Source organism: Comamonadaceae bacterium OTU4NAUVB1 (assembly GCA_024372625.1).
GTDB lineage: Bacteria > Pseudomonadota > Gammaproteobacteria > Burkholderiales > Burkholderiaceae_C > Variovorax.
In genome coordinates, this window is the sequence record CP099605.1 from 2,752,840 (window position 1) to 2,772,935 (window position 20,096).

At 68.2% G+C, this 20,096-nt stretch carries 17 protein-coding genes; 5 read left to right on the top strand and 12 right to left on the bottom strand.

The window, feature by feature from the left end:
• Positions 1-42: 42 nt before the first annotated feature.
• The 12 genes from aspS to serA all read right to left on the bottom strand — a co-directional run bounded on the left by aspS (position 43) and on the right by serA (position 14,776).
• Positions 43-1,848 carry an aspartate--tRNA ligase gene (gene aspS, locus NF681_16345; GenBank protein UST53850.1) on the bottom strand — a complete coding sequence of 602 codons (1,806 nt, stop codon included), beginning with the start codon at positions 1,846-1,848 and terminating at the stop codon, positions 43-45.
• Between the two features lie 40 nt (positions 1,849-1,888).
• Complete coding sequence (locus NF681_16350; GenBank protein UST53851.1) at positions 1,889-2,512, bottom strand: DUF502 domain-containing protein; 624 nt, start codon at positions 2,510-2,512, stop codon at positions 1,889-1,891.
• Between the two features lie 12 nt (positions 2,513-2,524).
• Positions 2,525-2,887 carry a zinc ribbon domain-containing protein gene (locus tag NF681_16355; GenBank protein UST53852.1) on the bottom strand — a complete coding sequence of 121 codons (363 nt, stop codon included), beginning with the start codon at positions 2,885-2,887 and terminating at the stop codon, positions 2,525-2,527.
• A gap of 127 nt (positions 2,888-3,014) precedes the next feature.
• The gene (locus tag NF681_16360) at positions 3,015-4,463 is read right to left on the bottom strand and encodes a sodium:solute symporter family protein (GenBank protein ID UST53853.1); all 1,449 of its coding nucleotides are present in this window, start codon (positions 4,461-4,463) and stop codon (positions 3,015-3,017) included.
• 51 nt (positions 4,464-4,514) lie between these two features.
• The gene (gene ubiB, locus NF681_16365) at positions 4,515-6,080 is read right to left on the bottom strand and encodes a ubiquinone biosynthesis regulatory protein kinase UbiB (GenBank protein UST53854.1); all 1,566 of its coding nucleotides are present in this window, start codon (positions 6,078-6,080) and stop codon (positions 4,515-4,517) included.
• Positions 6,077-6,649: a hypothetical protein gene (locus tag NF681_16370; GenBank protein ID UST53855.1), complete on the bottom strand. Its 573-nt coding sequence runs from the start codon at positions 6,647-6,649 to the stop codon at positions 6,077-6,079. The genes ubiB and NF681_16370 overlap by 4 nt, the downstream gene beginning before the upstream one ends.
• Before the next feature lie 67 nt (positions 6,650-6,716).
• Positions 6,717-7,781, bottom strand: coding sequence for a Tim44-like domain-containing protein (locus NF681_16375; protein UST53856.1), 1,065 nt, complete (start codon positions 7,779-7,781; stop codon positions 6,717-6,719).
• A gap of 43 nt (positions 7,782-7,824) precedes the next feature.
• A complete protein-coding gene (ubiE, locus tag NF681_16380; protein UST53857.1) occupies positions 7,825-8,556 on the bottom strand; it encodes a bifunctional demethylmenaquinone methyltransferase/2-methoxy-6-polyprenyl-1,4-benzoquinol methylase UbiE in 732 nt (243 codons plus the stop codon).
• 81 nt (positions 8,557-8,637) lie between these two features.
• Positions 8,638-9,060 (bottom strand): DUF971 domain-containing protein, encoded by a 423-nt coding sequence (locus tag NF681_16385; protein ID UST53858.1) that lies wholly within the window; start codon positions 9,058-9,060, stop codon positions 8,638-8,640.
• Between the two features lie 30 nt (positions 9,061-9,090).
• Positions 9,091-9,561, bottom strand: coding sequence for an HIT family protein (locus NF681_16390; protein UST53859.1), 471 nt, complete (start codon positions 9,559-9,561; stop codon positions 9,091-9,093).
• Positions 9,558-13,436 carry an FAD/FMN-binding oxidoreductase gene (locus NF681_16395; GenBank protein UST53860.1) on the bottom strand — a complete coding sequence of 1,293 codons (3,879 nt, stop codon included), beginning with the start codon at positions 13,434-13,436 and terminating at the stop codon, positions 9,558-9,560. The genes NF681_16390 and NF681_16395 overlap by 4 nt, the downstream gene beginning before the upstream one ends.
• A gap of 110 nt (positions 13,437-13,546) precedes the next feature.
• The gene (gene serA / locus NF681_16400) at positions 13,547-14,776 is read right to left on the bottom strand and encodes a phosphoglycerate dehydrogenase (protein ID UST53861.1); all 1,230 of its coding nucleotides are present in this window, start codon (positions 14,774-14,776) and stop codon (positions 13,547-13,549) included.
• A gap of 284 nt (positions 14,777-15,060) precedes the next feature.
• On the opposite strand from serA, the gene ugpB reads away from it, so the two are divergent.
• The 5 genes from ugpB to ugpQ all read left to right on the top strand — a co-directional run bounded on the left by ugpB (position 15,061) and on the right by ugpQ (position 20,065).
• Positions 15,061-16,374 carry a sn-glycerol-3-phosphate ABC transporter substrate-binding protein UgpB gene (gene ugpB, locus NF681_16405; GenBank protein UST53862.1) on the top strand — a complete coding sequence of 438 codons (1,314 nt, stop codon included), beginning with the start codon at positions 15,061-15,063 and terminating at the stop codon, positions 16,372-16,374.
• Between the two features lie 91 nt (positions 16,375-16,465).
• Positions 16,466-17,347, top strand: a complete 882-nt coding sequence (ugpA, locus tag NF681_16410) for a sn-glycerol-3-phosphate ABC transporter permease UgpA (GenBank protein ID UST53863.1) — start codon at positions 16,466-16,468, stop codon at positions 17,345-17,347.
• A gap of 1 nt (position 17,348) precedes the next feature.
• Complete coding sequence (gene ugpE, locus NF681_16415) at positions 17,349-18,200, top strand: sn-glycerol-3-phosphate ABC transporter permease UgpE (GenBank protein UST53864.1); 852 nt, start codon at positions 17,349-17,351, stop codon at positions 18,198-18,200.
• Positions 18,201-18,207: 7 nt separating this feature from the next.
• Entirely contained in the window at positions 18,208-19,215 is a 1,008-nt protein-coding gene (gene ugpC, locus NF681_16420) for a sn-glycerol-3-phosphate ABC transporter ATP-binding protein UgpC (GenBank protein UST53865.1), read from the top strand.
• 37 nt (positions 19,216-19,252) lie between these two features.
• Positions 19,253-20,065 carry a glycerophosphodiester phosphodiesterase gene (gene ugpQ, locus NF681_16425; GenBank protein UST53866.1) on the top strand — a complete coding sequence of 271 codons (813 nt, stop codon included), beginning with the start codon at positions 19,253-19,255 and terminating at the stop codon, positions 20,063-20,065.
• Positions 20,066-20,096: the final 31 nt, after the last annotated feature.

A 20,096-nucleotide genomic window follows, 5' to 3' on the forward strand; every position in this document is an offset into this window, starting at 1 on the left:
CCTTCGTTCTTGGCGGCGCGACGTTCGTCACGCAACGTTCGTTCAGGCCTTGGCTTCGACGTTGCGCAGGCGGATGTGCAGTTCGCGCAGCTGCTTCTCGTCGACCGGGCTGGGCGCCTGCGTCAGCAGGTCCTGCGCGCGCTGGGTCTTGGGGAAGGCGATGACGTCGCGGATCGAATCGGCGCCGGTCATCAGCATCACCAGGCGGTCCAGGCCGATGGCGATGCCACCGTGGGGCGGCGCGCCGTACTGCAGCGCGTCGAGCAGGAAGCCGAACTTGAGCTGCGCGTCCTCGGCACTGATCTTGAGTGCGCGGAACACCTTGCTCTGCACGTCCTCGCGATGGATCCGCACCGAACCGCCGCCCATCTCGATGCCGTTGAGCACCATGTCGTAGGCCTTGGCGATGCATTTCTCGGGCGCGGTGTCCATCAGGTTCTCGTGACCGTCCTTCGGCGCGGTGAACGGGTGGTGCACGGCGGACCAGCGCTGGCCTTCCTCGTCGTACTCGAACATCGGGAAATCGACCACCCACAGCGGGGCCCAGCGATCGTCGAACAGTCCACTGCGGCGGCCGAACACGCTGTGACCGATCTTCACGCGCAGCGCGCCGATGGCGTCGTTGACGACCTTCTCCTTGTCGGCGCCAAAGAACAGGATGTCGCCGTTGGACGCCCCGGTGCGCGCGATGATCTCGGCCAGGGCGGCGTCGTCGAGGTTCTTGACGATCGGGCTCTGCAGGCCGTCACGGCCGGCCGCGGTGTCGTTGACCTTGATGTAGGCCAGGCCCTTGGCGCCATAGATCTTCACGAACTCCTGGTAGGCGTCGATCTCGCCGCGCGACAGGCCGCCCTCGCCGCCGCCGCCGGGCACGCGCAGGGCGACGACGCGACCGCCCTTCATCGTCGCGGCGTTCGAGAAGACCTTGAACTCGACATGCTTCATCAACTCGGTGAGTTCGGTGAATTCGAGCTTGACGCGCAGGTCCGGCTTGTCCGAGCCGTACCTGAACATCGCGTCGCCGTACGTCATCGTCGGGAACACCGGCAGGTCGATGCCCGCGGCGTTGCGAAAGACGTTGCGGATCATCCCTTCGAACATCTCGCGGATCTCCTCCTCGGCCATGAACGAGGTCTCGATGTCGATCTGCGTGAATTCGGGCTGGCGGTCGGCGCGCAGGTCCTCGTCGCGGAAGCACTTGACGATCTGGTAGTAGCGGTCGTAGCCCGCCACCATCAGCAACTGCTTGAACAGCTGGGGCGACTGGGGCAGCGCGAAGAAGCTGCCGTCGTGCACGCGGCTGGGCACCAGATAGTCGCGCGCGCCCTCGGGCGTGGACTTGCCCAGCATCGGCGTCTCGATGTCGATGAAGCCGTTGGCGTCGAGGAACTTGCGCGCCTCCATCGTGACCTTGTAGCGCAGCATCATGTTGCGCTGCATGGCCGGGCGGCGCAGGTCGAGCACGCGGTGCGTGAGGCGCGTGGTCTCGCTCAGGTTGTCGTCGTCGAGCAGGAACGGCGGCGTGACCGACGGGTTGAGCACCTTCAGGTCGTGGCACAGCACCTCGATCTTGCCGCTCTTGAGGTTCTCGTTGGTGGTGCCCTCGGGACGCGCGCGCACCAGGCCCGTGACCTGGACGCAGAACTCGTTGCGCAGCCCTTCGGCCACCGCGAAGGTGGCGGCCCGGTCGGGATCGCACACCACCTGCACGTAGCCTTCGCGGTCGCGCACGTCGATGAAGATGACGCCGCCATGGTCGCGGCGACGGTTGACCCAGCCGCAGAGGGTCACGGTCTGGCCCATCAGGGCCTCGGTCACGAGACCGCAATAGTGGGAACGCATGGTCATGGAATCGATTCCGGCGCCGGGGGGCGCAATGTGTCTGTGACTAGGAATGGGTCGCGAGGGTCGCGGGGCCGCCGGGGACGACCACACCCATCGAGACGATGTACTTGAGCGCGTCGTCCACGCTCATCTTCAGTTCGATGCACTCGCTGCGCTTGAGCATGACGAAATAGCCGCCGGTCGGGTTGGGCGTGGTGGGCACGTAGACGCCCAGATAGTCACCGCCGCCGAGCCGCTCGCGCACTTCGCTGCCCGGCGTCCCGGTGACGAAGGCGATGGTCCAGGAACCCTCCCGCGGCCACTGGATCAGCACCGCCGTGCGAAAGGCGTTGCCGTTCTCGGAGAACAGCGTGTCCGACACCTGCTTGACGCTGGAATAGATCGAGCGCACGACCGGGATGCGCCGCACCAGGGCATCGCCCCAGCCCAGCAGGCGCTTGCCGACGAAGTTGCTGGCGACCGCGCCGACCACCAGGAGGATGGCCAGCGTGAGCAGCACGCCCAGGCCACGCACCCGATGGGCGTTGAGCCAATCGGTCCACTCGGTGGGCAGCAGCCACAGCGTCTGGTCCAGCGTGCCGATGATCCAGTTGAGAACGCCCAGCGTGATGACCAACGGCACGATGACCAGCAGGCCCGAAAGCAGCCATTTGCGCAGCGCGTGCATGCAGACCGCCCCTCAGTCGCTCTTGGGCTTGGGCGCGGGCGCGGGGGCCGGTGCCGGCGCGGAGCCGGCGGCAGGCGCCGGGGCGGCGGCGGGCGGGTTGCCGCCGCCGGCGGACTCGGCCGGCGCGGCGGCCGCCTTGCCGGTGTCGCCCTCGCTCTTGGCGGCACCCGCATCGGCGGGTTTCTTGCCGCCGCCTTCTCGGAAGTCGGTCACGTACCAGCCGGAACCCTTGAGTTGGAAGCCCGCAGCGGTGACCTGCTTCTCGAACGCGCTCGCACCGCACGCCGGACACACCGTCAGCGGGGCATCGGACATTTTCTGCAAGGCGTCCTTGGCGAAGCCGCAGGCGCTGCATTTGTAGGCGTAGATGGGCATGGGATGGGGTGGGAAAAGGCGGCACGGCCGCCGCTCGCAAAGCCCGCGATTATAGGTCGTCGGGTGCGCCGTCCGACCCGCCCCGGGAGGGGCCGGCGGGCACCCCGGCCGCAGCGCCGCAGGCGCGTCAACCCGCCTCGGTCGCGAGCGGGCGGTGCGGCGTGCGCACGTTGGCCAGCCATTGCGGTGCGAGCGATCCAGCCCCCATTCCCGCGAACGCGGCCAGCACGCCCGCGAGCTGGGCCGGGAACGACTCGCCCCAGGGCAGTGCCAGGAACGCCAGCCAGACCCCGATGCCCAGCAGCACGGCGGCCACGGCGCCCTGGGTGGTCGCCCGTTGCCAGTAGAGCCCGCACACCAGCGGCACGAAGGCGCCCACCAGCGGCACCTGGTAGGCCCCGGAGACCAGTTCGTAGATCGGCGTGCCCTGCATGCGGATCGCATAGGCCAGCACGGCGGCGCTGAACACCAGCACGGTGACGCGCATGGTGCGCAGGTTCTCGCGGTCGGTGCCGCCCGGGCGGAACTGGCGCCAGATGTTCTCCGTGAAGGTGACGCTCGGCGCCAGCAGCGTCGCCGAAGCGGTCGACTTGATGGCCGAGAGCAGCGCGCCGAAGAACAGCACCTGCATCGCGAAGGGCATCTTCTCCAGCACCAGCGTGGGCAGCACCTTCTGCGGATCCTCCTGAAGCAGGGCCTGGGCCTGCTCCGGCATGATGATCAGCGCGCTGGCCACCAGGAACATGGGCACGAAGGCGAACAGGATGTACGCCACCCCGCCGATGACCGGACCGCGCGTGGCCGCGCGCAGGTCGTTGGCGGACATCACGCGCTGGAACACGTCCTGCTGCGGGATCGAGCCCAGCATGATGGTGATGGCGGCGGCGAAGAAGAACAGGATGTCGCGCAGCGTGGGCTCCGGCCAGAAGCGGAACAGGTCGCGGCTGATCGCGAATGCCACCACCTTGTCGGCGCCACCGGCCATCTGACCGGCGAACACCGCGATTACCCCCAGACCCACGACCAGGATGATCATCTGGATGAAATCGGTCACCGCCACCGACCACATGCCGCCGAACAGCGTGTAGGCCAGGATCGAGACGACGCCGATCACCATGCCCACGGGAATCGGGATGGCACCGGCCGACAGCACGTTGAACACCAGCCCGAGTGCCGTGACCTGCGCCGACACCCAGCCCAGGTAGCTCACCATGATGATGAGCGAGCACGCCACCTCCACCGTGCGGCCGTAGCGCTCGCGGTAGTAGTCGCTGATGGTCAGCAGCGTCATCCGGTAGAGCTTGCCGGCGAAGAACAGTCCGACCAGGATCAGGCACGTGCCGGCGCCGAACGGGTCCTCGATCACGCCCCGCAGGCCACCGTCGATGAACTTCGCCGGAATGCCGAGCACGGTCTCGGAGCCGAACCACGTCGCGAAGGTGGTCGTCACGATCATGAACAAGGGCAGATGGCGTCCGGCGATGGCGAAATCGGCCGTGTTGTCGACCCGCCGGGCCGCCACCAAGCCGATGGCGATCGTGAACAGCAGGTAGACGGCGACCAGGGTCAGCAGCAAGGGGACTTCTCCGGGACAGGCAGGGTGAAGGCAGGGTGGAGGCGGAAGCGTCTACAGGACCTTCACGCGCAGCAGCAGCTGCATCGCGAGCAGCCCCAACGCAAAACCCACGCCACCATAGATCACCCCCTGCAGCAGGCCGATGGTCTTCTTCTGCGCTTGCAGCAGTTCGAGCAACTCACGGCGGTGGTCGTCGGGGCGGTGCTCCAGGTACTCGTGCAGCAGGCGGGGCAGCTGGGGCAGCAGCTTGGCGTAGCGCGGCGCCTCCTCCCGCAGTTGGGCGAACAGCCGTTTCGGCCCGATCTGGTCGAGCATCCACTTTTCCAGGAACGGCTTGGCCGTCGCCCAGAGGTCGAGTTCGGGATCGAGTTGTCGGCCGAGCCCCTCGATGTTGAGCAGGGTCTTCTGCAGCAGCACGAGTTGGGGCTGGATCTCGACGTGGAAGCGGCGCGAGGTCTGGAACAGGCGCATGAGCACCATGCCCAGCGAGATCTCCTTGAGCGGCCGGTCGAAATACGGCTCGCACACGGTCCGGATGGCCGCCTCGAGTTCGTCGATGCGCGTGCCCTCGGGCACCCAGCCGCTTTCCAGGTGAAGTTCGGCGACCCGCTTGTAGTCGCGGCGGAAGAAGGCGACGAAATTCTGCGCCAGGTATTCCTTGTCCGTCTCGGTCAGCGTGCCGACGATGCCGAAGTCCAGCGAGATGTAGCGGCCGAAAGTGGCCTCCTCCAGGCTCACCTGGATGTTGCCGGGATGCATGTCGGCATGGAAGAAACCGTCGCGGAAGACCTGCGTGAAGAAGATCGTGACGCCGTCGCGCGCCAGCTTGGGAATGTCGACGCCGGCCGCGCGCAGGCGGTCGAGCTGCGCGATGGGCACGCCGTTCATGCGCTCCATCACCATGACCTCCGGGTGGCAGAAGTCCCAGATCATCTCGGGAATGAGCACCAGATCGAGTTCGGCCATGTTGCGCCGCAGCTGGGCGGCGTTGGCGGCCTCGCGCACCAGATCGAGCTCGTCGTGCAGGTACTTGTTGAATTCGGCCACCACCTCGCGCGGTTTGAGGCGCTTGCCGTCGGCCGACAGGCTCTCCACCCAGCCGGCCATCATGGCCATCAACGCCAGGTCCTTCTCCATCACGCGGCGCATGCCCGGGCGCAGCACCTTCACGGCGACATCGCGCACGCGGCCCTTGGCGTTGCGGATGGTCGCGAAATGCACCTGGGCGATCGAAGCGCTCGCGACCGGCGTCTCGTCGAAACGCTCGAAGACCTCGGCCACCGGCCGCTTGAAGGCGCGTTCGATGGTGGCGATGGCGACGGACGACGGAAACGGCGCCACGCGATCCTGCAGCCAGGCGAGCTCGTCGGCGATGTCCGGTGGCAGGAGGTCACGCCGCGTCGAGAGCACCTGACCGAATTTCACGAAGATGGGACCGAGCCGCTCCAGCGCCTCGCGCAGACGCTGGCCACGCGGCGCGTCCAGCCGCCGTCCGATCGAGAGCACGCGCGCCACGACTCCCAGCCATGGTTTCTGGAAGCTCGTGAGCACCAGCTCGTCGAGCCCGTAGCGCAGTGCGATCCAGACGATGTACAGACCGCGTGAGAAGCGATTCATTCGTTGCTCGCGCTCCCGGAGGCCCCACCCGGACGCCCCGCGGCGCCCGTCGCCTTGCCGACGAACTGGCGCAATGCCGCGGCCACGCGGCGCGCCACGTTGCCGATGGTGTGCGCGGGCACGTCGCCGATCACGCGCGCGAGGTCGTCCTCGACGTCCCAGCGCACATGGTCGACCAGCCAGTTGACCTCGGCGGCGAGCTGCACGTCGCCGACGATGCGCACCGACGGCTTGTCGCCGCGCAGCGTCGCGCCGGCCAGCTTCAGGGGCGAGGTCTCGGTGACGATCAGGGTGAGTTCGGGGATGGCGCCCTCGGGCGCCAAGTCGAGCAGGCCGGCGGGCGTCGCCACCAGTTGCAGGGTGACGAAACGCCATTCGAAGCGCACCACGCGGCCCTTCTGGCGCACCAGTCGCTGCTGGGCCTCCGGTTCCTGCTGCAGGACGTGGTTGAGGAACAGCACGGCGTGCTGCTGGACCTCGTGGACCGCCCAGACGGGCGGCCGCAGGCGGCTGCCGACACGATCGAGGAGGCCGTCGAGAAAAGAAAAAGGGGACGATGGTGTAGCCATGTCCCCATTATCCCGCCCGCATGCGCACCGGTCGTCGGCCGGTGCGCCGCGATGGCACCGTCTCAGGTCATTGCAATGCCTGCACGCCCGCCACCAGCCAGCCGCCCGCGCCATTGGTGGGCTTGGTCATGTTCCAGACCTCGCGGAACGGGCTCGGGCCAGCCGCCGCGTCCTCGCGGATCATGCCGGAGAACTCGACACTCGCCAGGTAGACGTCGGGCAACTCCTCGATGCCCAGCAGCTTGGCGTCAAGCATCACGACCTCGGTCTTGTTGGGCTGGCCACCGGTGTGCGTCTCGCGTTCGGCCAGCTGCGACTGGATCTCGCCGAGCATGCCGTCGGTCATCATGGAGCGCAGGTTGCCGACGTCGGCACGGTCCCAGGCATCCTGCAGCGTCACGAAATTGCGCTTCGCGGCGGTCAGGAAGCCGTCGGTGTCGAAATCGGCCGGAACGCCCCACGACTGCGCACCGCCCAGGGCCGAACCGATCATGCTGCCGCCGGCCGCACCGACCGCACCGGCGCCGGCCGCGTTGGCCATCGACGAGATGCCCGACGCGGCACCGGGACGCTGCGCGTTGGCATCGAAGGACGTGGCGCCCGTCTCCCAGGGCCGTGCCGAGGCGTCGTTGCCCACCTTGGCGGGGCTGTACTGCGTGGGCGTCGGTGCGTCCGCGGGGCTGTTGCCGGCACCCTGGAACGCGAAGTCGCCGTTGCGCTGGCCACCGCCGTTGCCGGCGCGCGAGCGGGCCGCGAAGAAACGCCACGCCATGAAACCGGCCATGACCACCAGCAGGATCAGCAGGATGTTGCCGAAGCCGGCACCCAGGCCCAGCGAATGCGCGAGCCACGCCAGGCCCAGACCCGCGGCCAGGCCGCCGAGCATGCCGCCCCAGTTGCGCTTGGGCGCGGCGGCGGCGGGCGCGGCGGCACCAGGACGGGCGGCCGCGTTGTTGGCGTTCTGCGCCGGGGCGCCCGGCGTCGTCGGCGAGGCCGGTGGCGACGCCTCGCGCTGCGTCACGTTGTTCGACTGGCGGCCCATCGACTGCCCGCCCCCCATGCGCTTTGCATCGGCCTGGGCGCTCACGAGCACCATGGCGCACACCAGGCACGCGGTCCAGAAGTTCTTCATTTCATCGTCTCCTCAACGGGGTGATCCCGGAAAAATTCAGCGTTCAACACTTGATTCCAACATGCAGGGCGACGATGCCGCCGGTCATGTTGTGATAGTCCACATGGCCGAAACCGCCCTCCTTCATGAGGGCCTTGAGCTCTTCCTGCGACGGGTGCATCCGGATGGATTCCGCCAGGTAGCGATAGCTGGCGTCATCGCCCGCCACCGCCTTGCCCAGGCGTGGCAGCACCTTGAAGGAATACCAGTCGTAGGCCTTGCGCAACGGCTGCGCGACCTTGGAGAACTCCAGCACCAGCAGCTTGCCGCGCGGCTTGAGCACGCGGTTCATCTCCTTGAGCGCCAGGTCCTTGTGCGTCATGTTGCGCAGGCCGAAGGCGACCGTGACGACGTCGAAGTGGTCGTCGGGAAACGGCAGCTTCTCGGCATCGCAGACCATCGTCGGCAGGCTCACGCCGGCGTCGAGCAGACGCTCGCGGCCGGTGCGCAGCATGGCCTCGTTGATGTCGGTGTGCACGACCTCGCCGGTGGTACCCACCTTCTTCGAGAAGGCCAACGCCAGGTCGCCCGTGCCGCCCGCGATGTCCAGCACGCGCGAGCCCTCGCCGACGTTGGCGACCATCACGGTGTAGGCCTTCCAGGCGCGATGCATGCCGACCGACATCAGGTCGTTCATGAGGTCGTAGCGCGTGGCGACCGAGTCGAACACGCCCCGCACGCGACGCGCCTTGTCGCGTTCGTCGACGTTCTCGAAACCGAAATGGGTGGTGCTCATGCTTGCCATATTAGGGCGGAAGCACTCACCTCAAGCCGACGACCCCGCAAGGACGGCGGACATTGGCGGGGGACGCGATCCTCAGTGGCTGCCGCAGGCGTGACCGCCACCGCCGCCCGACACGGCCATGGGCGCGTCGCGGTCCACGCCGGCGGCCGACAGGCGCTGTTCGTAGCGCGCCCACAGCGCCTCCTGCTGAGCGCCGAGCTCGTAGAGCAGCGTCCATGTGAAGATGCCGCTTTCATGGCCGTCGGTGAAGACCGGCTTGACCGCGTAATTGCCCACGGGCTCCAGCGCCAGCAGGCCGACGTCGCGTTTGCCGGTCTGCAACACCTCCTGGCCGGGGCCGTGGCCCTGGACTTCGGCCGATGGCGAGTACACGCGCATCAGTTCGAACGGGATGCGGAAGTTCGCACCGTCGGAAAAACCCACCTCCAGCACGCGCGACTGGCCGTGGACGGTGATCGATTGGGGCGTCGGTGCGCCGATGTGCAGGCCTGCCATGGGAATGTCCTGGGGGGGGGGGGGGTGGTTTCAGTCGGTGCCGATGGCGCTCAGGCGCTCGGCGAGCGTCCGCTCGAGCACCGGCAGCAGCGCGGCGACGGCGGCCTCGCGCGCGGTGTCGCGGGAACGCCGGGCCTCGGCCCAGACCGGCGCGGGAAAATGGCTGTCGCCCTCGAAGCGCGCGATCACGTGCCAGTGCAGGTGCGGCACCATGTTGCCCAACGCGGCCAAGTTGACCTTGGCCGGTGCCAGATGCTCGATCAGGACGCGCTCGACCGTCGCCACGGCGTCCATGCAGCGCGCGCGTCCGGTCGCGTCGAGGTCGGAGAACTCGGCCACGTGGTCGTGCCAGACCACGCGGTAGAACGCCGGGAAGCCGGCCTCGTCCGCATGGACGACGCGGAAGTCGGCCGCATCGAACACGATGCGCCCGCCCGCCGCGTCGCACAGCGGGCAGCCCGCCCGGCGCGCGGTTGGCAGCGGCGTCGACACGTCGCTCACACCAGCACCCGCTCGATGCCGCCGGCATTGGCCGCAGCGACGTAGGCCGGCAGCCACTGCTCGCCCAGGATCTTGCGCGCCATCTCGACGACGATGTAGTCGGCCTCGAGCAGGCCGTTGTCCAGGTCGCCGCCATAGCGCGACAGCCCCTGCAGGCAGCTCGGGCAGCTGGTCAGGATCTTCACGTCGCCCCGTGCCGGCGCCTTGCCCGACGCCCGCAGCGCGGCCTCGCCCTTCTTCAGTTCCTCCTCCTTGCGAAAGCGGATCTGCGTGGCGATGTCCGGCCGCGTGACGCCCAGCGTGCCGGACTCGCCGCAGCAGCGGTCGTTCTTCTGCACGCCGTCGCCCACCAGCGCCTTGACGGTCTTCATCGGGTCCTGCAGCTTCATCGGGCTGTGGCAGGGGTCGTGGTAGAGGTAGCCGCCACCGCCGGCGTCGCCCAGCGTGATGCCCTTCTCCAGCAGGTATTCGTGGATGTCGATGATCCGGCAACCGGGGAAGATCTTGTCGAACTGGTAGCCCTGGAGTTGGTCGTAGCAGGTGCCGCAGCTCACCACCACCGTCTTGATGTCGAGGTAGTTGAGGGTGTTGGCCACGCGGTGGAAGAGCACGCGGTTGTCGGTGATCATCTTCTCGGCCTTGTCGAACTGGCCGCTGCCGCGCTGGGGGTAGCCGCAGCAGAGGTAGCCCGGCGGCAGCACGGTCTGCACGCCGGCATGCCAGAGCATCGCCTGCGTGGCCAGGCCGACCTGCGAGAACAGCCGCTCCGAGCCGCAGCCGGGAAAATAGAACACGGCCTCGGTCTCCGACGTGGTGGCCTTCGGGTTCCGGATGATCGGGACGTAGTCGGCATCCTCGATGTCCAGCAGCGCGCGCGCGGTCTGCTTGGGCAGGCCGCCGGGCATCTTCTTGTTGATGAAGTGGATCACCTGCTCCTTGACCGGCGCCGGCCCGAGCGTGGCCGGCGGCAGGGCCGTCTGCTTCTTCGCGGGCAGCCGGAAGAAGTCGTGGGCCAGGCGCTGCGCCTTGAAGCCGATGTCCACCATGCCCACGCGCATCGCCTTGATGGTGGCCGGGTTGGTGGCGTTGAGGAACATCATGGCCGCGGCGTTGCCGGGACGGAAGCTCTTCTGCCCCATCTTGCGCAGCAGGTTGCGCATGTTCATCGAGACGTCGCCGAAATCGATCTTCACCGGGCAGGGCGTGAGGCACTTGTGGCAGACCGTGCAATGGTCGGCCACGTCCTCGAACTCCTCCCAGTGCTTCAGGCTCACGCCGCGTCGCGTCTGCTCCTCGTAGAGAAAGGCCTCGACCAGCAGCGAGGTCGCCAGGATCTTGTTGCGCGGGCTGTAGAGCAGGTTGGCGCGGGGCACGTGGGTCGCGCACACCGGCTTGCACTTGCCGCAGCGCAGGCAGTCCTTGACCGAATCGGCGATGGCGCCGATGTCGCTCTGCTGCATGATCAGCGACTCGTGGCCCATCAGGCCGAAGCTCGGGGTGTAGGCGTTGGTGAGGTCGGCGTGCAGTTCCTGCGGCGCCGGGCCCGGCGAGCGCAGCAGCTTGCCCTTGTTGAAGCGTCCTTCCGGATCGATGCGCCGCTTGTATTCGGTGAACGGACGCAGCTCCTCGTCGGAGAGGAATTCGAGCTTGGTGATGCCGATGCCGTGCTCCCCGGAGATCACGCCGTCCAGGCTGCGCGCCAGCGCCATGATGCGCACCACCGCGGCGTGGGCGGTCTGCAGCATCTCGTAGTTGTCGCTGTTCACCGGCAGGTTGGTGTGGACGTTGCCGTCGCCCGCGTGCATGTGCAATGCCACCCACACGCGGCCCTTGAGCACGCGCTGGTGGATGGCGGCGCACTCGGCCAGGATCGGCGCGAACTCCTCGCCCGTGAAGATCTGCTGCAGCGGCGCACGCAGCTGCGTCTTCCAGCTCGCACGCAGCGAGTGGTCCTGCAGCTGCGCGAATAGCGCGTCGATGTCGCGCAGCCACGAAGCCCACGTCGCGCGCACCTCGCGCACCAGCGCCACGGCCTGCGCCACGCGCGCCTCCAGCAGTTCCACCGCCGGGATGTCGTTGGCGTCGTCGGTCTTCCCCAGGGGCAGGTTGCCGCGCGTGAGGAACTCCTCCAGCGCGTCGGCGAAGGCGATCTTGTTGCCCAGCGACAGCTCGATGTTGATGCGCTCGATGCCGTCGGTGTACTCGGCCATGCGCGGCAGCGGGATCACCACGTCCTCGTTGATCTTGAAGGCGTTGGTGTGGCGGCTGATGGCCGCCGTGCGCTTGCGGTCGAGCCAGAACTTCTTGCGTGCCTCGGGGCTGATGGCGACGAAGCCCTCGCCGCTGCGCGAGTTGGCGATGCGCACCACCTCCGAGGTGGCGCGCGCCACGGCGTCGGCGTCGTCGCCGGCGATGTCGCCGAACAGCACCATCTTGGGCAGGCCGCCATGCTTCTTCGACTTGGTGGCGTAGCCCACCGCCTTGAGGTAGCGGTCGTCCAGGTGCTCCAGGCCGGCGAGCAGCACGCCCGAGCGCTTCTGCTCGGCGAACATGAAATCCTTGATCTCGACGATGCTGGGCACCGCGTCCCTGGCGTTGCCGAAGAACTCCAGGCACACCGTGCGCGTGTGCGAGGGCATGCGGTGGACGATCCAGCGGCAGCTGGTGATCAGACCGTCGCAGCCCTCCTTCTGGATGCCCGGCAGGCCCGAGAGGAACTTGTCCGTCACGTCCTTGCCCAGGCCCTCCTTGCGGAAGGTCCGCCCGGGGATCTCCAGGCGCTCGGCGCGCAGCTCGGTCGTGCCATCGGCGGCGAAGTACTGCAGGTCGAAGACGGCCGACTCGGCATCGTGGATCTTGCCCAGGTTGTGGCCGATGCGCGTGACCTCCAGCCATTCGGCCTGCGGCGTCACCATGCGCCAGGAGGCCAGGTTGTCCAGCGCCGTGCCCCACAGCACGGCCTTCTTGCCGCCGGCGTTCATCGCCACGTTGCCGCCCACGCAGGAGGCCTCGGCGGAGGTCGGGTCGACCGCGAACACGTAGCCCGCGCGCTCGGCCGCGTCGGCCACGCGCTGCGTGACCACGCCGGCGCCGGTCCAGATGGTCGGCACGGGATCGGCCAGACCCGGCAGCGCGACCAGCTCGACCTCGGTCATCGCCTCCAGCTTCTCGGTGTTGATGACCGCGCTGTTCCAGGTCAGCGGGATCGCACCGCCGGTGTAGCCGGTGCCGCCCCCGCGCGGGATGATCGTCAGGCCCAGCTCGATGCAGCCCTTGACCAGCAGGGCCATCTCTGCCTCGGTGTCCGGGCACAGCACGACGAAGGGGTACTCCACGCGCCAGTCGGTCGCGTCGGTCACGTGCGCCACGCGCGAGAGGCCGTCGAACTTGACGTTGTCCCTGGCCGTGAGCCTGCGGAAGACGCGCGTGGCCTTGCGCCGCAGCGCGGCGACGTCTCGGAACATGGCGTCGAAGGCCGCGATGGCCCCCGCCACCAGCGCCGACAGCTCGCCCACCAGCGCGTCGCGCTGCGCGTCGACGTCGGGCGTGCGCCGCTTGCCGACCTCGCCCAGGCGGTGCGCGAGCGCTTCGACCAGCTGGCCACGCCGGCGCGGGTTGTCCAGCAGGTCGTCGATCAGGTAGGGGTTGCGCTGCACGACCCAGATGTCGCCCAGCACCTCGTAGAGCATGCGCGCCGAGCGGCCCGTGCGGCGCTCGTCGCGCAGTGACTGCAGCAGCGTCCAGCCGCGCTCGCCCAGCAGGCGGATCACGATCTCGCGGTCGGAGAAGCTCGTGTAGTTGTAGGGGATCTCGCGGAGTCGCGCGGGCTCTGCGGCCTGTGACAACAACGCCGTCAGCGCGGTGGGTGCATTCATCGGGGAATTTGCCTCGGCCGGGCGCTGCGCACCCGCTTGCCGGGCCGGGGATTTTAGGTCAGCGCGCTCTTCGCGACCCGGGCGGGGTCAACCCGGCCGCCCCTCGCCCCTCAGAACAGCACGCGGCTGCGGATCGTTCCCGGCACCGCCGCGAGCTTTTCCAGCGCCAGGTCCGAGGACGCCGCGTCGATGTCGATCACGACGTAGCCGACCTTCTCGTTGGTCTGCAGGTACTGCGAGGCGATGTTGATGTGGTTCTCGGAGAAGATGCGGTTGATCTCCGACAGCACGCCCGGCACGTTGCGGTGGATGTGCAGCAGCCGGTGCTTGCCGGGGTGCGCCGGCAGCGCCACCTCGGGAAAGTTGACCGACGAGATCGACGTGCCGTTGTCGCTGTACTTCACCAGCTTCTCGGCCACCTCGCCGCCGATGTTGGCCTGCGCCTCCATCGTCGAGCCGCCCACGTGCGGCGTCAGGATCACGTTGTCCAGCCCGCGCAGGGGCGAGACGAACTCCTCGCTGTTGCTGCCCGGCTCGACCGGGAACACGTCGATCGCCGCGCCCCAGAGCTTCTTCGCCTTCAGCGCCGCGGCGAGCGCGTCGATGTCCACCACCGTCCCGCGCGCCGCGTTGATCAGGATGCCGCCGGGCTTCATGGCGGCGATCTCGTCGGGGCCGATCATCCACTGCGTCGAGGGCAGCTCCGGCACGTGCAGCGTCACGATGTCGCTCTGCGCGAGCAGGTCGTGCAGGCGTTGCACCTGGCGCGCGTTGCCCAGCGGCAGCTTGTTGACCACGTCGTAGAACGCCACGTGCATGCCCAGCGACTCGGCCAGCACCGACAGTTGCGTGCCGATCGAGCCGTAGCCCACGATGCCCAGCGTCTTGCCGCGCGCCTCGTGCGAATTGATCGCCGACTTCAGCCAGCCGCCGCGGTGCGCCAGCGCGTTCTTCTCCGGCACGCCGCGCAGCAGCAGGATCGCCTCGGCCAGCACCAGTTCGGCCACCGAGCGGGTGTTGGAATACGGCGCGTTGAACACCGCCACGCCGCGCTCGCGCGCCGCGTTCAGGTCGACCTGGTTGGTGCCGATGCAGAAGCACCCCACGGCCACCAGCTTGGGCGCCGCGGCGAGCACGTCGGCCGTCAGCTGGCTCTGCGAGCGGATGCCCAGGAAATGCACGTCGGCGAGGCGGGCCTTGAGTTCCTCGCCCTGCAACGCCTTGGGCAGGGTCTCGATCTGCGTGTAGCCCGCGCCCCGCAGCACTTCCACCGCCGAGGGATGGATGCCCTCGAGCAACAGGAACCGGATCTTGCTTTTGTCGAGTGAGGTCTTGGTCATGGCGCGTGCCGCGAGAAGGCGGCCGGTACGCCCCGGCGCGGACCCGGTCGGGTCCGGTGCGGGGCCAGCGTGAGGCTGGAGGAAAAGGAGGGCGATGCTAGCATGGTGCATTGCAGCAAGCCGGACGCGTTCGCCGTGGCGCCAGGAGGGTTTCCCCCCTTGGAGAAAGCGCCGTCCGGCGGCAAAACCCCGAGGTCGCCGTCGTGTCACGAGCACGGCCTAGCATGCGCGCCTTTCGCGTCCCCGGCGCCCATCCGCGCCCTTTCCTCCAGGAGTCCTCCCTCATGCGATTCAAGAAGCTCGCCCTGTGCACCGCACTGGCGGCCACCACCCTCGCCGGCACCGCGCAGGCCCAGACCGAAATCCAGTGGTGGCATTCGATGACCGCCGTCAACAACGAATGGGTCAACGACCTGGCCAAGCAGTTCAACGAAAGCCAGAAGGACTACCGGATCGTCCCGACGTACAAGGGCCAGTACGAGGAATCCATGACCGCCGCCGTCGCCGCGTTCCGCGCCGGCAACGCCCCGGACATCCTGCAGGTCTTCGAGGTCGGCACCGCCACCATGATGGCCAGCAAGGGCGCGATCGTGCCGGTGGGCAAGGTCATGAAGGACGCGGGCGAGAAGTTCGATGCGGCCGCCTACATCCCCGCCGTCGCCGGCTACTACACGGCACCCAACGGCCAGATGCTGAGCTTCCCGTTCAACAGCTCGACCACGGTCTTCTACTTCAACAAGGACGCCTTCAAGGCTGCCGGCCTGCCTACCGACAAGGCGCCCTCGACCTGGCCGGAAGTGGTCTCCGCCGCCGCCAAGCTCAAGGCCAGCGGCCACAAGTGCCCGTTCACGACGGCGTGGCAGAACTGGACCCAGATCGAGAGCTTCTCGGCTTGGCACAACGTCGAGTTCGCCACCCGGAGCAACGGCCTGGCCGGCCTCGACGCGCGCCTGAAGGTCGACTCGCCCCTGCACCTGCGCCACGTCGAGAACCTCGCGAGCATGGTCAAGCAGGGCCTGTTCATCTACAAGGGCCGCTCCAACATCCCCGAGGCCTCGTTCGTCTCGGGCGAGTGCGCCATGATCAACACGTCCTCGGGCTTCTACGGCAACGTCGCCAAGAACGCCAAGTTCGGCTACGGCGTCGCGCCCCTGCCCTACTACCCGGACGTGCCCGGCGCCCCGCAGAACACCGTGATCGGCGGCGCCAGCCTGTGGGTGATGTCGGGCAAGACGCCCGAGAAGTACAAGGGCATCGCCAAGTTCTTCAGCTTCGTCTCGACGCCCGAAGTCCAGTCGGCCAGCCACAAGCGCACCGGCTACCTGCCGGTCACCACCGCCGCCTACAAGCTGACCGAGGACTCGGGCTTCTACAAGCAGAACCCCGGCACCGACGTGGCCGTCACGCAGATGATCCGCAAGGTCACCGACAAGAGCCGCGGCATCCGCCTGGGCAACTACGTGCAGATCCGCGCCATCGAGGACGAGGAACTCGAACAGGTCTGGAACGGCAAGAAGACCGCCAAGGAGGCGCTCGACGCCATCGTCAAGCGCAGCAACGAGCAGCTCGAACGCTTCCAGAAGGCCAACAAGGGCTGAGTCCCGCGCACCGCGACCGCGCGCCGGTCGCTAGACTCGCCCGCCTCGGCTCCTCGCATGGAGCAGGCGGGCTTTTCATTTCAGGGTTTTCATGGACAAGCGTGTCTTCTTCCGCTCCGGCTGGCTGCCGTGGGCGCTGCTGGCGCCGCAGATGCTGGTCATCGGGGTCTTCTTCTTCTGGCCGGCCGGCCAGGCGCTCTACCAGTCGCTGCAGCAGCAGGACCCGTTCGGCACTTCGATCGAGTACGTCGGACTGGACAATTTCCGCCAGCTGTTCGCCGACCCGGGCTATGTCGAATCGTTCAAGACCACGGCGCTGTTCTCGGTGCTGGTCGCGGGCATCGGCATCGCGGTGTCGCTGCTGCTGGCCGTCTTCGCCGACCGCATCACGCGCGGGGGCACCTTCTACAAGACCATGCTGATCCTGCCCTACGCCGTGGCCCCGGCCGTGGCGGCGGTGCTGTGGGTGTTCATGTTCTCGCCCTCGCTGGGGGTGGTGGCCTATGCGCTGGGCCACCTGGGCATCGACTGGAACCACCTGCTGAATTCCGGCCACGCCATGACGCTGATCGTGATGGCGGCGATCTGGAAGCAGCTCTCCTACAACTTCCTGTTCTTCCTCGCCGGCCTGCAGTCGATCCCGCGCTCGCTCATCGAGGCGGCCGCCATCGACGGCGCGCGGCCGTGGCGCCGCTTCTGGACGGTGCAGTTCCCGCTGCTCTCGCCCACGACCTTCTTCCTGCTGGTCATCAACATCGTCTACGCCTTCTTCGACACCTTCGCGATCGTCGATGCCGCCACGCACGGCGGCCCGGGCACGGACACGGCGATCCTGGTCTACAAGGTCTACTACGACGGCTTCAAGGCCATGGACCTGGGCGGCTCGGCCGCGCAGTCGGTGGTGCTGATGGCGATCGTCGTGGTGCTCACCGTCATCCAGTTCCGCTACGTCGAGAAGAAAGTGAATTACTGACATGGTCGAGAAACGCGGAACCCAGGGCATCCTCGCGCACGTCATCGTGATGCTGGGGGTGCTGATCGTCGCCTTCCCGCTCTACCTGGCCTTCGTGGCCTCCACGCACACGGCGCAGGACATCGTGCAGGCGCCCATGCCGCTGCTGCCGGGTTCGAACCTGCGCGAGAGCTACATGGCGGCGCTGTTCGGGCGCGAGAACGCCGGCGGCTCCAACGCGCCGGTGGCGCACATGATGTGGGTGAGCCTGGTGACGGCCCTGGTCATCGCCATCGGCAAGATCACGATCTCGCTGCTGTCGGCCTTCGCCATCGTGTACTTCCGCTTCCCGTTCAGGAAGACCGTGTTCTGGGCCATCTTCGTGACGCTGATGCTGCCGGTGGAGGTGCGCATCCTGCCGACCTACGAGGTGCTGGCCAACCTGCACATGCTCAACACCTACGCCGGACTGACGGTGCCGCTGATCGCCTCGGCCACGGCGACGTTCCTGCTGCGCCAGTTCTTCATGACGGTGCCCGAGGAGCTGACCGAGGCCTCGCGCATGGACGGCGCGAGCCCGATGCGCTTCTTCTTCGACGTGCTGCTGCCGCTGTCGAAGACCTCGATCGCGGCGCTGTTCGTGATCCAGTTCATCTACGGCTGGAACCAGTACCTGTGGCCGCTGATCGCCACCACCGGCGAGGACATGTACCCGGTGGTGGTGGGCATCAAGCGGATGATCGCCGGGGGCGACGGCCAGAACGAATGGAACGTCGTGATGGCCACGGCCATCCTGGCGATGCTGCCGCCCGCGATCGTCGTGGTCGCGATGCAGAAGTGGTTCGTCAAGGGCCTGGTGGATACGGAGAAATAAACAAACCATGGCTGCTCTTTCGTTTCGCAATGTCATCAAGCGCTACGGCGCGGGCCCGAAGGCCAACCAGGTCATCCACGGCGTGAGCGCGGAGATCGGCGACCGCGAGTTCGTGGTCATCGTCGGGCCGTCGGGCTGCGGCAAGTCCACGCTGCTGCGCATGGTCGCCGGGCTGGAGGAAGTCTCCGCCGGCGAGATCGCGATCGGCGGGCGCGTCGTCAACACGCTCGAACCCTCCGAGCGCGACATCGCGATGGTGTTCCAGAACTACGCGCTCTACCCGCACATGACGGTCTTCGACAACATGGCCTACGGCCTGAAGATCGCCAAGGTGCCCAGGGACGAGATCAGGACGCGCGTGGACAAGGCCGCGCGCATCCTGGAGCTGGGCGCGCTGCTCGCGCGCAAGCCGCGCGAGCTCTCCGGCGGCCAGCGCCAGCGCGTGGCCATGGGCCGCGCCATCGTGCGCCAGCCGCAGGTCTTCCTGTTCGACGAGCCGCTGTCCAACCTCGACGCCAAGCTGCGCGCGCAGACCCGCATCGAGATCCAGAAGCTGCACCGCGAGCTCGGCATCACCTCGCTGTTCGTCACGCACGACCAGGTCGAGGCGATGACGCTGGCGCAGCGCATCATCGTGATGAACGGCGGCGTGATGGACCAGTTCGCCACGCCCGAGGAGGTCTACAACCGCCCCGCCACCACCTTCGTCGCCAGCTTCATCGGCTCGCCGCCGATGAACCTGCTGCGCCACGCGCCGGGCGTGCGCCCGGGGCAGATCCTGGGCGTGCGGCCGGAACACCTGAAGCTCGATCCGGCCGGCTGGGCGGTGCAGGTCGAGTACGTCGAACTGCTGGGCGCCGAGCGGCTGGTGTACGGCCACATCGGCGAGGAGCCCGTCATCGTGCGCATCGACGAGGCCGACACGCCCCCGCGCGCGGGCGACACCGTGCACGTCGGCGCCCCGCCCGATCGGCTGCACGCCTTCGATGCCGGCTCGGGCAAGCGCGTGGCCTGAACGAGCGACGCGTCGCACCCGGTCCAGGATCATCGCCATGACCTCCGCCATGACCTCCATCCCGCCCGCCGCCCCGACCGTCGCTCCCGGTGCGCCGGCACCCGCCGTCCCCCGGGCCGACTGGCCCTATCCGCGCTGGATCGCCCACCGCGGCGCCGGCCGCCTCGCGCCGGAGAACACGCTGGCGGCCTTCCGCCTCGGGGCCGCCCACGGCTATCGCATGTTCGAGTGCGACGTCAAGCTCAGCGCCGACGGCGTGCCTTTCCTGCTGCACGACGCCACGCTCGAACGCACCACCGACGGCCGGGGCACGGCCGGCGACCTCGACTGGGCCCGGCTGTCGCGGCTCGACGCCGGCGGCTGGCATTCGCGCGCCCACGCCGGCGAGCCGCTGGCACGGCTGGAGAACGTCGCGCGCTTCTGCCTGCGCAACGGCCATCACCTGAACATCGAGATCAAGCCCACGCCCGGCACCGAACGCCGCACCGGCGAGGTGGTGGCGCAGGAGGCCGCGCGCCTGTGGGCCGGCCAGCCGGTGCCGCCGTTGCTGACCTCGTTCCAGCCCCTGGCGCTCGAGGGCGCGCGTCACGGCGCCGAGCACCTGCCGCGCGGGCTGCTGCTCGACGCGCTGCCCGAGGGCTGGCTCGAGGAAGCCCTGCGCCTGGACTGCGTCGCCGTCGTGTGCAACCAGGCGCTCTGGAGCGAGGCCACGGTGGCGCGCGCGCGTGACGCCGGCCTGCGCACCCTGAGCTACACCGTGAACGACGACTGGGCGGCGCAGCGGCTGATCGCGCTCGGCACGGACGGCGTCATCACCGACCGCATCGACCTCTTCGCTGCGGCAAGCTAGCGCGTTTTGCATCCGTGGCCCCGCGCGGCCT

Bases quoted from the DNA above. Each gene is read 5' to 3' on its own strand.
- ubiB (UST53854.1), bottom strand. From the start codon at position 6,080: ATGAATCGCTTCTCACGCGGTCTGTACATCGTCTGGATCGCACTGCGC.
- aspS (UST53850.1), bottom strand. From the start codon at position 1,848: ATGACCATGCGTTCCCACTATTGCGGTCTCGTGACCGAGGCCCTGATG.
- NF681_16395 (UST53860.1), bottom strand. From the start codon at position 13,436: ATGAATGCACCCACCGCGCTGACGGCGTTGTTGTCACAGGCCGCAGAG.
- ugpB (UST53862.1), top strand. From the start codon at position 15,061: ATGCGATTCAAGAAGCTCGCCCTGTGCACCGCACTGGCGGCCACCACC.
- NF681_16355 (UST53852.1), bottom strand. From the start codon at position 2,887: ATGCCCATCTACGCCTACAAATGCAGCGCCTGCGGCTTCGCCAAGGAC.
- NF681_16375 (UST53856.1), bottom strand. From the start codon at position 7,781: ATGAAGAACTTCTGGACCGCGTGCCTGGTGTGCGCCATGGTGCTCGTG.
- ugpA (UST53863.1), top strand. From the start codon at position 16,466: ATGGACAAGCGTGTCTTCTTCCGCTCCGGCTGGCTGCCGTGGGCGCTG.
- ugpE (UST53864.1), top strand. From the start codon at position 17,349: ATGGTCGAGAAACGCGGAACCCAGGGCATCCTCGCGCACGTCATCGTG.
- NF681_16350 (UST53851.1), bottom strand. From the start codon at position 2,512: ATGCACGCGCTGCGCAAATGGCTGCTTTCGGGCCTGCTGGTCATCGTG.
- NF681_16370 (UST53855.1), bottom strand. From the start codon at position 6,649: ATGGCTACACCATCGTCCCCTTTTTCTTTTCTCGACGGCCTCCTCGAT.
- ubiE (UST53857.1), bottom strand. From the start codon at position 8,556: ATGAGCACCACCCATTTCGGTTTCGAGAACGTCGACGAACGCGACAAG.
- NF681_16385 (UST53858.1), bottom strand. From the start codon at position 9,060: ATGGCAGGCCTGCACATCGGCGCACCGACGCCCCAATCGATCACCGTC.
- ugpC (UST53865.1), top strand. From the start codon at position 18,208: ATGGCTGCTCTTTCGTTTCGCAATGTCATCAAGCGCTACGGCGCGGGC.
- serA (UST53861.1), bottom strand. From the start codon at position 14,776: ATGACCAAGACCTCACTCGACAAAAGCAAGATCCGGTTCCTGTTGCTC.
- ugpQ (UST53866.1), top strand. From the start codon at position 19,253: ATGACCTCCGCCATGACCTCCATCCCGCCCGCCGCCCCGACCGTCGCT.